Genomic DNA, 13,593 nt, shown 5'->3' with positions numbered 1-13,593 from the left:
GGTCTAGCCAGGGCTGATGTGTCACTTGTCTTATGCGTCAGTCGGCTAACTTGCCAGTTAGCATATGTGTCAGGGAGGATGGTGAGGTGGGTGTCCGTGAGCAGGGCTCTCCGCTGCCGACCGCCACTTCCCCTGCGCGGTTCGGCGTCGCCGGTCCGTCCTCGGAACCCGAACCGGGGACGGACCCGCCCTCTCCTGACACATATCGAGTCGAAAGGCAGGTTTTCGTGAGACATCTCGTCGAGCGGCTGTTCGGCCGCCGTCCCGCCCGGCATCGGCGGGCCGACGGAGCGCCGTACCGGTCCCGGTTCTGCGTGCCGCTGCTCCCGGCCCAGATACGTGACCGCCGGTTCCGGCGTGCCCGCCTCGGCCGGCGCGGCCTGGACCCGGACGACGTGCAGCGCTTCCTCGACCGGGTCGCCCTCGAACTGGCCGACGCCCAGCAGGCTGCCGAACGGGCCCGGCAGGAGACCACGCGGATCAAGGACGCGCTGCGGCGGTGGCAGTCCGAGCAGGCGCGGACCCGCGACCGCTACGCCCTCTACCGATGACCAGCGGCGACCCGACGGGACGCGACCCGTCCGGTGGGTTCGTCCTGGCCGCCGCGATGCTGCTCGCTCGTCGGCATCGGCCGGTGTGGTCGTGGCGCAGGTGGCGGCGGGTGTGCCGGTGTGGTGCCGACCTGCCGTGCCGGGCCTGGTGTCGTGTGCCGGTCAACCGTGGCCACTGGCCGGAGCGACCGGCTCGGAAGACGGCCGTACCCGAGCGGTGGTGGCGTCGTGAGCGTCGATGAGCTGCCGATCGGGCGTCGGGTCGCGCAGTGGCGGATCCGGCGACGGATGACCCAGCAGATGCTCGCCGACCGGCTCGGCAGGTCCAAGAGTTGGGTGGACAAGGTCGAACGGGGCGTGCGGGCCCTCGACCGGTTCTCCGTCATCCGGGACCTCGCCGAGGTGCTCCGCGTCGACCCGGTCGTACTGCTCGGCCGCACCACACCACCCTCGATCGCCGCCGGCACCGACGGCGTCGACGCGGTGCGGGCCGCCCTCGCCCGCTACGACTTCACCCCGCACGACCCCGACCGCCGGCCGGCACCACCGGTCGCGGAGCTGAGCCGGCGGGCGGCGCACGCCTGGTTGACCTACCAGCACGCCCACTACTCCCACCTGCTGCGGATGCTGCCGGGCCTCCTCGCCGACGCCCAGCATGCCCACGCCGCTCAGCCGGAGTGCGCTACTAGCCTGTTGGTGCAGGTGTACCGGGTCACCTCGTCGGTGCTGGTGAAACTCGGGGAGGCAGACCTCGCCTGGCTGGCCGCCGACCGGGCGGTGACGGCTGCCGGGGGTGACCGACAGTTCGCCGCCGTCGCGGCGATCCCGCTCGCCCAGGCGCTACGAGCCCTCGGCCGGGACCGGCTCGCGATGGCGGCGGCACTCGCCGCCGCACCCCCGATCTCGTGCGACCAGGGGACGCCGGACGAGTCGTCGGTGCTCGGGACGCTGCTACTCCAGGCGGCGTTGGCCGCCGCCGGCTGCGGCGACACGCGTACCGCCCACGAACTCACCGACCGGGCTGCTGAGATCGCCGACCTGGTCGGCGAGGGTGACGACGACCAGTGGACGTGTTTCGGACCGACCGCCGTCGAGTTGGCTCGGGTCGTGGCGGCGGTCGACCTGGGCGACGCCGCAGACGCGATCACCCGACACGGGATCGCCGTCCGCCGGGCCGGGTGGCGATGCCTCCCGGCCGAACACCGCGCCGCGTACCTGATCGACGTCGCCCGTGCGTACCTCCAGGTCGGTGACCTGGCCGCCGCCGGCCGCGCCCTGGTCGACGCCGACCGCACCGCACCGGCCGAGACCCGGTCACGACCGGCAGCCCGTACGGTCATCGCCGCCGTCGCACGCGGCGGACCCGCCACTGCCGGTGTCGCGCACCTGGCCAGCACCCTCGGGGTGGCCTGATGGACCGCAGGTTCCTGATCCAGTTGCCGGTGACGGCCGACGACCTGGCCACCGCAGTGCGCGTCGCCCGGGTCATCGCCCGTTCGCTCAGTTTCCGCCAGCTGGTCGAGTGCGACGAGGCCACCGTCGCGGCCGTCGACCACCCGGCGGTACGGCATCCGGTGTTCTGCCCGGGGCAACTCCCCACCGGCCGTCGCTGCCTGCTCCGCCCCGACCACGACGGAGAGTGCACCCGAGGGCTGCCGCGATGATGCGACTCGGCCCGGTCGGCTGGCTGGTCGGCCGCGGGGCCGCTGGCCTGATCGACTCGGATTGCGGAATGCCCAGGACCAGCAGTTCAGCCGTTCCCGCGGGCAATGAGCGCCTGGATGCCATCGAGGAGTAGGTCGAGCCCGAAGGTGAAGTCGGCGTTGTCGATCCACTCCTCGGCGACGCCGAACGCGTTCGCGCGTACAGCGGCGGTCAGCTCCGGGTAACCGCCCGGGTCGAGGACTTGGCCGAGGATGTCGCCGTACCCGGCCAGCCCTGCGATCGAGTCGTCGGTGGCGTCAACGGCCGTGCGGTTCAAGGCGTGGGCCAGGGCTGCCTGCCGGGTGGCGTAGCCGGTGAGGGTGGTCGCGATGCTGATCCGCTCGCCGTAGCCGAGTCCGGTGTCGGCGAGCGCGGCGAGTGCGCGGTCGAGCCAGCGCAGCGACCGAGGCCCGGCGGGCGGGGTGTGCTGGCCGAGCGCCAGCAACCAGGGCCGGCCGAGCAGAAAGTCCCGGTTGGCCCGGGTCCAGTCGGTCAGATAGACGCGCCAGCTCCGCCCGTCGAGCGCCGGTGGTTCGGGCGCGGCGGCATCCGCCATCACGATCAACAGCTCGTCCTTGCTGCCGACGTAGCGGTACAGAGACATGGTCGCCATCCCGACTTCGGCGGCGACGCTGCTCATCTTCACCCCCTCCAGGCCGTCGCGGTCGGCGATCCGGATCGCGGCGTCGACGATCCTGCCAAGGTCAAGGCTGGGCCGGGGGCCGTGCCTTGGGCTGGTCTCGCGGCCCCACATCCGGGCCACCACGGGGGGGAGCCTGTGTTCCGCCACGTTGAACTCCTCGTTTCCGCCCGCGGGGGTCTTGTGCTCACTCTAGGCTTCGGGGACCCTGTACCTCGTACACTGTATGAAGTACATAGATCACCTGAAGGGTGGGTCGTGACTACACAAAATCCGGTCAGGCGTCTTCTCGACGTCGACGCGGTCCGAGGCTTCGCACTGCTCGGGATCTTCGTCGTCAATGTCACGTTCATGGCCTCCGGCTATCCGGGAAACCTGGTGACCGACCCCGGCTTCGGCTCGGGACTGGACAACGCCGTCCGCACGTTCTCCTCCGTCTTCGTCGACATGAAGTTCTACGTGCTCTTCTCGTTCCTCTTCGGGTACAGCTTCACCCTCCAGATGGAGGCGGCGAGCCGGGCCGGCGCAGCCATCTCGGCACGGATGCTCCGCCGGATCGGTGGCCTCCTCGTCCTCGGCGCCCTGCACACCGTCTTCCTCTACGGCGGCGACGTCCTCACCACGTACGCCGTGGCATGTCTCACGCTGCTCCTACTGCGCAATGTGAAGGACCGTACGGCGATCTGGATCGCGGTGGCCCTCTACGCCCTCGTGCTGGTCAGCCTGGTCGCAAGTGCGCTCCTCGTGGACCGCTCGGCGTTCCTGCCCGGCGAGGCCGAGGCGCTGGCCAACGGCCAGGACGCGACGCGGGTGCTGCTCGGCGGCTGGGGAGCGAACATCGGGGGGCACATCGCCGGTCTGCCGCTGCTGCTCCTCCAGGCGGTGACCCTGCAAGGCCCGACCGCACTGGGCCTGTTCCTGCTCGGCATGGTCGCCGGACGCCGGCAGTGGCTGGCCCGGGTCTCCGGCAGCGAGCCGGTGCTGCGCCGGATCCAGTGGATCGGATTCCCGGTCGGGCTGCTCGGGTCGATCGTCTACGCCGCCAGCGGCGGCAACGGCAACACCCTCGGGGTCGCGGCGAGCGTCGCGACAGCTCCGCTGCTGGCCGCCGCGTACGTGGCGACGCTGCTGCGGGTCATGCACGATGCGCGCACGGCGGCGGTCCAGGCCGCGCTCGCCCCGGCCGGCCGGATGGCCCTCACCAACTACCTGGGTCAGTCGGTAGCCGGCCTGATCACCTTCACCGGCATCGGGTTCGGGCTCGCCGGCACGTTCTCCCCGCTGGCACTCTTCGCCTTCGCCCTGGCCGTGTTCGTTGCCCAGTTGGTGGTGAGCGCGCTCTGGCTGCGCCGGTTCCGCTACGGCCCGGTCGAGTGGGCGCTGCGCTGGCTCACCAACGCCCGCCGCCCGGCCTTCGTCGCCCCGCCCGCCGATCCGGGAGGGAAGACGGTGCCGCCGCACGTCGATCCTGTTCCCGCAGTCCGGAGCGGTTCGCTGTAGCGGGGGCGGGACTTGCGGGAGGGCCACTGAGGTGGCGATTGAGATGGACACAGCCTGAAGACGGTCGAAGGCCGGTCCCCGGTGGGGCCGGCCTTCGCGTTCGTGCTGCTCAGAGCGGAGGATACGAGATTCGAACTCGTGAGGGTGTTAACCCAACACGCTTTCCAAGCGTGCGCCCTAGGCCTCTAGGCGAATCCTCCGTCGAACAGGATACAGGTCCCGTCCGGCTCGTTCACCCCACCACCCCCTGAAGATCGTCCGGGGGTCGGGTACGCTTGGTGCACCCCCCGTGCGGCGTGCATCTCGTGAACCTCCCCAGGGCCGGAAGGCAGCAAGGATAAGCGGGCTCTGACGGGTGCACGGGGGGCCTTTCTGTCTCCGGTGCCCGATAACGTCTCCCTCCGATCGGCGTCCGGCCGGCGGGGTGGGTGGTCACCCGTGGCAGGCCGGCGCAGAATGGCTCGGTCGAGAGGAGGCGGGACGGGTGGCACTGGCGCTCTACCGCAAGTACCGGCCGCGCACGTTCGCGGAGGTCATCGGGCAGGAGCACGTGACCGAGCCGCTGTCGCAGGCGTTGCGCAGCGGGCGACTCAACCACGCGTACCTCTTCTCCGGCCCCCGGGGCTGCGGCAAGACCTCCAGCGCCCGGATCCTGGCCCGCTCGCTCAACTGCGAGCAGGGTCCCACCCCGGAGCCGTGTGGGCAGTGCGCCTCCTGCCGGTCGCTGACCAGCGACGGCGCCGGGTCGATCGACGTCATCGAGATCGACGCGGCCAGCCACGGCGGCGTGGACGACGCCCGCGAACTGCGCGAGAAGGCCTTCTTCGCCCCGGCCAACAGCCGCTTCAAGATCTACGTCATCGACGAGGCGCACATGGTCTCGTCGGCCGGCTTCAACGCCCTGCTCAAGCTGGTCGAGGAGCCCCCGGAATACGTCAAGTTCATCTTCGCGACCACCGAGCCGGAGAAGGTCCTCGGCACGATCAAGTCGCGGACCCACCACTACCCGTTCCGGCTGATCCCGCCGAAGACGCTCCGGCCGTACCTGGAGCAGTTGTGCGAGTCGGAGGGCGTCACGGTCGACCCGGCGGTCTTCCCGCTGGTGGTGCGGGCCGGCGGCGGCAGTGCCCGGGACAGCCTCTCCGTGCTCGACCAGCTCATCGCCGGGGCGGGGCCGGAGGGCGTCAGCTATGCCCGGGCCGCCGCCCTGCTCGGCGTCACCGACGCCGCGCTGATCGACGAGATGTGCGACGCCCTGGCGGCCGGGGACGGCGCGGCGGCGTACGCCACCGTCGACCGGGTGGCCGAGGCCGGGCACGATCCCCGCCGGTTCGCCTCCGACCTGCTCGAACGGCTCCGCGACCTGATCGTGCTCCAGCAGGTGCCGGACGCCGCCGACAAGGGCCTGATCGACGGCCCGACCGACCAGATCGAGCGGATGACCGCCCAGGCCCAACGGCTCGGCCCGGCGACGCTGTCCCGCTGTGCCGACATCGTGCACAACGGTCTGGTCGAGATGCGTGGTGCCACCGCCCCCCGGCTGCTGCTGGAGCTGATCTGCGCCCGGATGCTCCTGCCCGGTGTCGACGACTCCGCCGGTGGCCTGCTGCAACGCCTGGAGCGGATGGAACGCCGGCTCACCCTGGGCGTCCCCGCCCCCGCTCCGGCCGTCGACGGCGCGCCGGCCCATGCCGAGCCCGCGCCGACCCGCTCGGAGCCCGCACCACCGTCGGCATCCACCCCGGCGGCTCCGGTGGCCGATCGGGGCGTACCTGCGGCAGGGCGGGACGCCACCACGGAACGCGCTCCGGCGGCCGGTGCCGAGCGGGTGCCGACCACCGCTGCTGCTCCCGAGCCGGCCGCTGTGCGCCGGGCGGTGCCGCCGGAGGCGGTGATGCCGGATCCGGTCACCCCGGCTCCGCCCCGCCCCGACGCCCCGCCCTCCGGGACCATCGACGCGGTCTCGGTCCGCCGGGTCTGGGGCGACGTCGTCGGCAAGGTCAACCGGAGCCACAAGAAGATCGCCGCGCTGATGCGCGACGCGGTCGTCCGTGACCTGGACGGTGACACCCTGGTGCTGACCGTGAAGTCGGCGGTCCTGGCCAGGATGTTGACCGACCACGCCCAGGTGCTCACCGACGCGCTCTACGAGGAGTTGGGCGGACGCTGGCAGATCCGGTGCGAGGTGGCCGGTGAGCGGGGCGGTTCCCGGGCACCCGCCGCGCCGTCCCGGACGGCTGCCGCGCCGCCACCCGCCCGGCCCGCCGCGCCGCCACCGGCGGCCCGACCGGCTGCTCCGGAGCGGTCCGACGCGGCGTCACCCGCCCACTCTGCGGGGGGCGGCGGGTCGGCGGCTGCTGCGGGACCTGGTGGCGACGACCGGGCCGAGGAGGACTGGCCGGAGCCGGCCCGCCCGGGTGGTGCCGCGCCCGGTGGGGCCGAGGACTGGCCGGAGCCCGCGCGTCCCGGCGGGACCGCCACGTCGCCGGCCACCCCGACCGGCCACCTCGAACCGGCCACCCCGGGTGGAACCAGTACGCCGCCGGCACCGTCCCGGACGACCGACGGCACCGCACCGGCGGCCCGGTCCGCCGAGCCCGCGCCGATGCCCGCCGCACCGTCGGCCGGCGGCGCTCCGGTGAGCAGTGCGCTCGCCGCCGCGCGGGCCGCCGCTGCCGGACGGGGTACGCGTACCGAGGCACCGTCACGGAAGACCGCGGACAGCGAGTTCGCCGGGGAGCCGCCCTACGATCCGGACTTCGACGGCCCGTTGCGCGGTGGCGGCCGGGGGAACGCGACGGCGGGCCGGGCGAACGGAACCGTCGGCCGGGGGCCGTCGGGGAGCGCCGTCCCGCAGCCGGCCGCTCCGAGCTTCGAGGGCTTCGACCCGGGGGACGAGCCGCTCGACGACGTGATCGACGAGAAGACCGCCCGGCAGTCCAGCGAGGAGCAGGCGGTGCAGCTGCTCCGCGAGGTGTTCGGCGCGGAGAAGATCGACGAGGTCGACGCCCGGTAGGCGCGGCCCGCTAGGGCAGCCAGGCGGGCAGGCCGTGCGGGTGGGCGTCGGCGAGCAGCCGTTCCGGCCGGGCGTCGAGCCGTACCCGCAGCTGGAAGCGGGAAGGGTCCGCGAGACCCGGCTCGAACGACACGTGCGCGACCGGCGCGCCGCTGCCGGCCAGCCGGTCGATCTCGGCGGTGACCCGCCGCCACTCGTCGGCCGGCACGTACTGCCGCATCACCGAGTGCCAGATCACGGTGAGCGTGCCCGGACGGGGATCGACCCCGGCGAGGAAGTCGGCGGCCCCGGTGGCGTGCACCCGCGCCGGTAGGCGTCCGGCCAGTTCCAGCGCGCCGGCCAGCCGCGCCGCGCGGGCGGTGTGCTCCGGCCAGAGGTACGCCCGCAGCGCGAGCGCGTCCGCCGGGTCGGTCGGGTCGAGCGGGCTGGGGTCGCAGCCCAGCCGTTCCACCACGGTCACCTCCGGGTACGCCCCGGCGGCGTCGCGGAGCCAGCCGGGCACCGGGCCCCGCCAGGCGTCCGGTAGCCGGACCGGGGAGTCGGCCGGCCCCCAGGCGAAGCCCTCCGCCTCCACCCGGAACCGGTCGGCGCGCAGGTTCAGCCCGCCGCTCGCGCCCAGCTCGACCAGGCGCACCGGCAGGGCGCCCAGCTCGCCGAGGGCGTACAGGATTCCGGTGAGCAACAGGTGCGCCCGGCCGACCTCGTTGGTCTGCGGCGGGCGGCGCAGCCACTGCCGCAGCGGGTCCGGCGATCCGGCGACGACGTCCCGGAACGTCGCCCAGCAGGCGTCCGCGTCCTCCGGTCGGTACGTCCCACCGGCGCTCGGGTAGTAACGGGCCAGCTCCGGGGCGGCTCCGGTGAGCACCAGGGCGTGCACCCCGCCGAGCAGGCGCAGCGACACGGCCGCGGCGGCGGGCGCGTCCTCGTACCCCTGGAGGACGGTGGCGCACGGCCCGCCGGCCCGGACGTCGGCGGCGGCCCGGACGAGCAGGTCGGCGTAGAGCCCGGCGGCCATCCGCGCGCACGCGCGGGCCTGCTGTTCCATCGCCTCGGCGGCCTGCTCCCGGGACATGGCGGATCTTCCTCTCCTCGACGTGGCGTGATGGTCCTCCGGAACGCGCCGGAGGGGGAAGCACCGCGCGGGGCGACGCTGCTCACAGCGGTTAGGCTGGCGGCGGCCGAGTGGGACGAGTGCGAGAAGGAGCCATCCGTGCGCCCAGGTGGACAGCCGAACATGCAGCAGATGCTGAAGCAGGCGCAGAAGATGCAGCAGCAGATCGCCCAGGCCCAAGCCGAGCTGGCCGAGGCGGAGCTGACCGGCACTGCCGGCGGTGGCCTGGTCACCGCGACCGTCTCCGGCTCCGGTGAGCTCAAGGCGATCCGGATCGATCCGAAGGCGGTCGACCCGGAGGACGTGGAGACCCTGGAGGACCTCGTCGTCGCGGCCGTGCACAACGCCACCGAGGCCGCCCGGGAGCTGACCGAGCAGAAGATGGGCCCGGTCACCGGCGGCATGGGTGGCCTCGGCCTGCCCGGGTTCTGAGTCGCCGCTCATGTACGAGGGTGCCATCCAGGATCTGATCGACGAGCTGGGACGGCTGCCGGGCGTCGGCCCGAAGAGCGCCCAGCGGATCGCCTTCCATGTCCTCTCCGCGGACCCGGCCGACGTCAACCGGTTGGCCGGGGCGTTGCGCAAGGTCAAGGAGCTGGTGCGGTTCTGCACGAGCTGCTACAACGTCGCCGAGTCCGAGCAGTGCCGGATCTGCCGCGACCCGCGCCGTACCGACGAGGTGCTCTGCGTGGTCGAGGAGCCCAAGGACGTGGTGGCGATCGAGCGGACCGGTGAGTTCCGGGGCCGCTACCACGTGCTCGGCGGGGCGATCAACCCGCTGGAGGGGATCGGTCCCGACAACCTGCGTATCCGGGAGCTGCTGGCCCGGCTCGGCACCGGCACCGTCCGGGAGCTGATCCTCGCCACCGACCCGAACACGGAGGGTGAGGCGACCGCGACCTACCTCGCGCTGATGGTCAAGCCGATGGGCATTGCGGTGACCCGGTTGGCCAGCGGCCTCCCCGTCGGCGGCGACCTGGAGTACGCCGACGAGATCACCCTGGGGCGCGCGTTCGAGGGACGGCGGGCCGTCTGACCCCGGCTGCGGTGGACCGGCGCCGCCCGTCGTGCCGGTGTCGGTCCACTGTGGTGGGACCGGTCCGTCCGGGTCTGACATGACCGGGACGGGCTCGACGTTCGATGTAACAAATTCGTATAGGTGAAGCGGGACGAACTGCCCCATTCCAGGGCGGAAAACCGGAGTATCCGGCGCAGGTCGCAGCGGTAAAGACACGATCCGGTACCAACAGCTTCGTCAATAGTTCCGGGGAAGTCCGAACGGCGGCTAAGGTCACCGCCATCGGTGACCCCTGTCACCAGGTTGTCCGTACCCCCTAGGACGAGGTGAAGCACCCATGCGTGCACCCAGGTCGAAGGCCGCGCTGGCGGCCGTCGCGGCCGCGGCCCTCGCGGTAGCAGGCTGCGCCGAGAGTGACCGCGGCGACGATTCCGGCGGTAGCAAGAAGGACACTCTCGTCTTCGGCGTCGCCGGAGACCCGAAGGTGCTCGACCCCAGCTTTGCCAGCGACGGTGAGTCGCTGCGCATGGCGCGTCAGGTCTTCGAGACCCTGGTCCGCCCGGAGGAGGGCGGCACCAAGGTGACCCCCGGCCTGGCCGAGTCCTGGACCCCGGACGCGGCTGGCACGACCTGGACCTTCAAGCTCCGCTCTGGAGTGAAGTTCCACGACGGCACCGACTTCAACGCCGAGGCCGTCTGCGTCAACTTCAACCGCTGGTACAACTCCAAGGGCCTGATGCAGAGCCCGGACGTGACGCCGTACTGGCAGGACGTCATGGGCGGCTTCGCCAAGAACGAGGACCCGGAACTGCCGCCGAGCCTCTTCAAGTCCTGCACCGCCAAGGACGCCACCACGGTCGACCTGGCCTTCACCCGGGTCTCCAGCAAGATCCCGGCCGCCCTGATGCTGCCGTCGTTCTCCATGCACAGCCCCAAGGCTCTGGAGCAGTACGACGCGAGCAACGTCGCTGGCACCGCCGAGGACATCAAGTACCCCTCGTACGCGATGGAGCACCCGACCGGCACCGGTCCGTTCAAGTTCAAGTCCTGGGACGTCGCCAACAAGACGCTGACCCTGGAGCGCAACGAGGACTACTCCGGCACCAAGGCCAAGCTGAAGACCCTGATCTTCAAGACCATCTCCGACGAGAACGCGCGCAAGCAGGCGCTGCGCTCCGGTGACATCCAGGGCTACGACCTGGTCGGCCCGGCCGACGTCGAGCCGCTGAAGGGCGAGGGCTTCAACGTCCTGACCCGCCCGGCCTTCAACATCCTCTACCTGGCGATCAACCAGAAGGGGAACCCGAAGCTGGCCGACGTGAAGGTCCGGCAGGCCATCGCGCACGCCCTGAACCGGCAGGCGCTGGTCGACTCGAAGCTGCCCCCGGGCGCGAAGGTCGCGGAGAACTTCCTCCCGGACACCGTCGAGGGCTGGAACGGCAACGTCACCAAGTACGACTACAACCCGGAGAAGGCCAAGGCGCTGCTGGCCGAGGCGGGCGCGACGAACCTGACCCTGCGCTTCCACTACCCGACCGAGGTCACCCGGCCGTACATGCCGAACCCGAAGGACATCTTCGAGCTGCTCTCGGCGGACCTCCAGGCGGTCGGCATCAAGGTCCAGCCGATTCCGCTGAAGTGGAGCCCGGACTACCTCAACGCCACCACCTCGGGCAGCGCGCACGACATCCACTTCCTCGGGTGGACCGGTGACTACGGCGACGCCTACAACTTCATCGGCACCATGTTCGACCGGCCGAAGGACGAGTGGGGCTTCAGCAACAAGCCGCTGTTCGACAAGTTCCAGAAGGCCGACACCACCGCCGACATGGGCGCCCGGGTCGAGCTCTACAAGGAGCTGAACGCGGACGTCATGACCTTCCTGCCGGGTGTGCCGATCTCGCACTCCCCGCCGGCGATCGTCTTCGGCAAGGACGTGACGGGCGTCAAGGCGAGCCCGCTCACCGACGAGCGGTACTCCACCGCCGAGTTCAAGTCCTGACCTGACGCAAGGAACGCGGGCGGGCGCTGGTCACAGCGCCCGCCCGCATCCCTCCGCACCCCTTCGAGGCCGCCGTGTTCCGGTTCATCGTCAGACGCCTGCTCCAGTTGATACCCACGCTGTTCGGGCTCTCCATCCTGCTCTTCATCTGGTTGCGCCGACTCCCCGGCGGTCCGGAGACCGCGATCCTCGGTGAGCGGGGCACACCCGAGATGCGCGCCGCGATCCGCCGCAACCTCGGTCTCGACGAGCCGATCCTGGTGCAGTACGGCCGGTTCATCCGCCGGATGATCCGGCTCGACCTGGGCACCTCGACCTCCACCAAGCGGGAGGTCACCACCGAGTTCCTCCAGCGCTTCCCCGGCACCGTCGAGCTGACCGTGATGGCCATGATCATCGCGATCGGCGTCGGTATCCCGCTGGGCTACCTGGCCGCCCGCCGTCGCGGCCGGCTCCTCGACCACCTGTCGGTCGGCGGCTCGCTGATCGGCATCTGCATCCCGGTCTTCTTCCTGGCCTACATGCTCAAGGCGATCTTCGCGGAGAACCTGGGCTGGTTCCCCTCCAGCGGCCGGCAGGACCCGACCATCGAGGCGACCCGGATCACCAACTTTTTCGTCCTCGACGGACTGATGACCCGCGAGTGGGACGCCGCCGCGGACGCGCTCTGGCACCTGGTGCTCCCCGGTCTCGCGCTGGCGAGCATCCCGCTGGCCATCATCGTCCGGATCACCCGGGCCAGCGTCCTGGAGGTGCTCGGCGAGGACTTCGTCCGGACCGCCGAGGCCAAGGGCCTGACCGAGAACGTGGTCCGGCGGCGGCACGTGCTGCGCAACGCCATGCTCCCGGTGGCCACCTCGATCGGCCTGCTCGCCGGCGGTCTGCTCTCCGGTGCGGTGCTCACCGAGACCGTCTTCGCCTTCAGCGGCATCGGGGCGTTCGTCGCCGAGTCGATCAGCCAGCGCGACTACCCCGTACTCATGGGCTTCATCCTGATCATCGCGGTGGTGTACGTGCTGGTGAACCTGATAGTCGACCTCTCCTACAGCCTGATCGACCCGAGGGTGAGGGTGCGATGACCGTCACCACGGGCAAGAAGCGCGACAAGATCGACCGGCTCGCCGAACTCGCCGCCGTCCGCGACGACGAGCGTGGTGTCAGCCTCTGGCAGGAGGCGTTCCGGCGGCTGCGCCGCAACCCCGCTGCCATCGTCGGCGCGGTGATCCTGGCCCTCTTCGTCCTGGTCGCGGTCGTCGGGCCGTTCTTCGTGCCGTACGGGGCGACCGACTCGATCGGCATCCGGGAGGGTGTGGTCAAGTCCGGGCAGGGCATCATTCCCGGCCCCTCCGGCGAGCACTGGCTCGGCTACGACCACCAGGGCCGGGACGTGTTCAGCCGGATGGTCGTCGGAGCCCGGCAGACGTTGCTGGTCGGCGTGGTCTCCACCCTGATCGGTCTCGCGGTCGGCGCGCTGATCGGCGGCATCGCCGGGGCCTCCGCCGGCCTCGGCGGGCGCTGGGGCCGCTGGGTGGACAGCACCCTGATGCGCTTCGTCGACATGCTGCTGGCCCTGCCCAGCCTGCTGCTGGCGGTGAGCGTCGCCGCGCTGCTCGGGGCGAGCCTCACCACCGTGATGATCGCGGTCGGCGTGGTCTCGGTGCCGGTCTTCGCCCGGCTGCTGCGTGGCTCGATGATCTCCCAGTCCAACAGTGACTACGTGCTGGCGGCGACCTCCCTCGGGGTGAAGCGGTCGCGGATCGCGCTGACCCACGTGGTGCCGAACTCGCTCGCCCCGGTGATCGTCCAGGCCACGCTGACCCTGGCCACCGCGATCATCGAGGCCGCCGCGCTGTCGTTCCTCGGCCTGGGTAACCCCGACTCGACGATCCCCGAGTGGGGAGTGATGCTCGCCGACGCGCAGCCGTACCTGGGCATCCGGCCGGCGCTGGCGATCTACCCGGCGGTCGCCATCATCGTCACCGCGCTCGGCTTCACCCTCCTCGGTGAGGCGATGCGCGAGGCACTCGACCCGAAGCTGCGGAAGTAGCGAG

Annotated in this window: 12 protein-coding genes, 1 tRNA gene and 1 other RNA gene; 11 read left to right on the top strand and 3 right to left on the bottom strand. The window is 71.5% G+C overall.

Features of this window, described 5'->3' with window-relative positions:
- Positions 1 to 227 precede the first annotated feature (227 nt).
- The 3 genes from IGA62_RS30010 to IGA62_RS11165 all read left to right on the top strand — a co-directional run bounded on the left by IGA62_RS30010 (position 228) and on the right by IGA62_RS11165 (position 2,215).
- On the top strand, positions 228 to 551 hold the full coding sequence (locus IGA62_RS30010; RefSeq protein WP_232624955.1) for a DivIVA domain-containing protein: 324 nt from the start codon (positions 228 to 230) through the stop codon (positions 549 to 551).
- A 228-nt stretch (positions 552 to 779) separates the two neighbouring features.
- A complete protein-coding gene (locus IGA62_RS11170; RefSeq protein ID WP_145815132.1) occupies positions 780 to 1,964 on the top strand; it encodes a helix-turn-helix domain-containing protein in 1,185 nt (394 codons plus the stop codon).
- Positions 1,964 to 2,215, top strand: a complete 252-nt coding sequence (locus IGA62_RS11165; RefSeq protein ID WP_145815133.1) for a hypothetical protein — start codon at positions 1,964 to 1,966, stop codon at positions 2,213 to 2,215. The genes IGA62_RS11170 and IGA62_RS11165 overlap by 1 nt, the downstream gene beginning before the upstream one ends.
- Positions 2,216 to 2,301: 86 nt before the next feature.
- On the opposite strand, the gene IGA62_RS11160 is transcribed toward IGA62_RS11165, so the two are convergent.
- On the bottom strand, positions 2,302 to 3,045 hold the full coding sequence (locus IGA62_RS11160; RefSeq protein WP_198501225.1) for a TetR/AcrR family transcriptional regulator: 744 nt from the start codon (positions 3,043 to 3,045) through the stop codon (positions 2,302 to 2,304).
- A gap of 108 nt (positions 3,046 to 3,153) precedes the next feature.
- Here IGA62_RS11160 and IGA62_RS11155 point away from each other — a divergent pair, with 108 nt between their 5' ends.
- Positions 3,154 to 4,395, top strand: coding sequence for a DUF418 domain-containing protein (locus tag IGA62_RS11155; RefSeq protein WP_232624954.1), 1,242 nt, complete (start codon positions 3,154 to 3,156; stop codon positions 4,393 to 4,395).
- Positions 4,396 to 4,510: 115 nt separating this feature from the next.
- Here IGA62_RS11155 and IGA62_RS11150 read toward each other — a convergent pair.
- Positions 4,511 to 4,595: transfer RNA gene (locus tag IGA62_RS11150), tRNA-Ser, on the bottom strand.
- Between the two features lie 81 nt (positions 4,596 to 4,676).
- Here IGA62_RS11150 and ffs point away from each other — a divergent pair.
- Positions 4,677 to 4,767, top strand: an RNA gene (gene ffs, locus IGA62_RS11145) — signal recognition particle sRNA small type.
- A gap of 112 nt (positions 4,768 to 4,879) precedes the next feature.
- Complete coding sequence (locus IGA62_RS11140; protein ID WP_145815134.1) at positions 4,880 to 7,411, top strand: DNA polymerase III subunit gamma and tau; 2,532 nt, start codon at positions 4,880 to 4,882, stop codon at positions 7,409 to 7,411.
- Between the two features lie 10 nt (positions 7,412 to 7,421).
- Here IGA62_RS11140 and IGA62_RS11135 read toward each other — a convergent pair whose 3' ends face one another.
- Positions 7,422 to 8,483: a DUF2332 domain-containing protein gene (locus IGA62_RS11135; protein ID WP_145815135.1), complete on the bottom strand. Its 1,062-nt coding sequence runs from the start codon at positions 8,481 to 8,483 to the stop codon at positions 7,422 to 7,424.
- A 162-nt stretch (positions 8,484 to 8,645) separates the two neighbouring features.
- Between IGA62_RS11135 and IGA62_RS11130 the strand changes: the two genes are divergently transcribed.
- From IGA62_RS11130 to IGA62_RS11110, 5 genes are all read left to right on the top strand, one after another.
- Positions 8,646 to 8,954, top strand: a complete 309-nt coding sequence (locus IGA62_RS11130; RefSeq protein WP_218105696.1) for a YbaB/EbfC family nucleoid-associated protein — start codon at positions 8,646 to 8,648, stop codon at positions 8,952 to 8,954.
- A 10-nt stretch (positions 8,955 to 8,964) separates the two neighbouring features.
- Positions 8,965 to 9,558, top strand: coding sequence for a recombination mediator RecR (gene recR, locus IGA62_RS11125; protein ID WP_088981675.1), 594 nt, complete (start codon positions 8,965 to 8,967; stop codon positions 9,556 to 9,558).
- A 319-nt stretch (positions 9,559 to 9,877) separates the two neighbouring features.
- Positions 9,878 to 11,542, top strand: coding sequence for an ABC transporter substrate-binding protein (locus IGA62_RS11120; protein ID WP_145815136.1), 1,665 nt, complete (start codon positions 9,878 to 9,880; stop codon positions 11,540 to 11,542).
- Positions 11,543 to 11,616: 74 nt separating this feature from the next.
- Positions 11,617 to 12,621 (top strand): ABC transporter permease, encoded by a 1,005-nt coding sequence (locus IGA62_RS11115; RefSeq protein WP_145815137.1) that lies wholly within the window; start codon positions 11,617 to 11,619, stop codon positions 12,619 to 12,621.
- Positions 12,618 to 13,589 carry an ABC transporter permease gene (locus tag IGA62_RS11110; protein ID WP_145815138.1) on the top strand — a complete coding sequence of 324 codons (972 nt, stop codon included), beginning with the start codon at positions 12,618 to 12,620 and terminating at the stop codon, positions 13,587 to 13,589. Before IGA62_RS11115 ends, IGA62_RS11110 begins: the two co-directional genes overlap by 4 nt.
- Positions 13,590 to 13,593 lie beyond the last annotated feature (4 nt).

Origin of the sequence: Micromonospora sagamiensis (genome assembly GCF_014680085.1) — a bacterium.
Classification (GTDB): Bacteria; Actinomycetota; Actinomycetes; order Mycobacteriales; family Micromonosporaceae; genus Micromonospora; species Micromonospora inyonensis.
The sequence above is the reverse complement of the archived record's forward strand: the minus strand, read 5'-3'. Positions and strand labels throughout refer to the sequence as shown.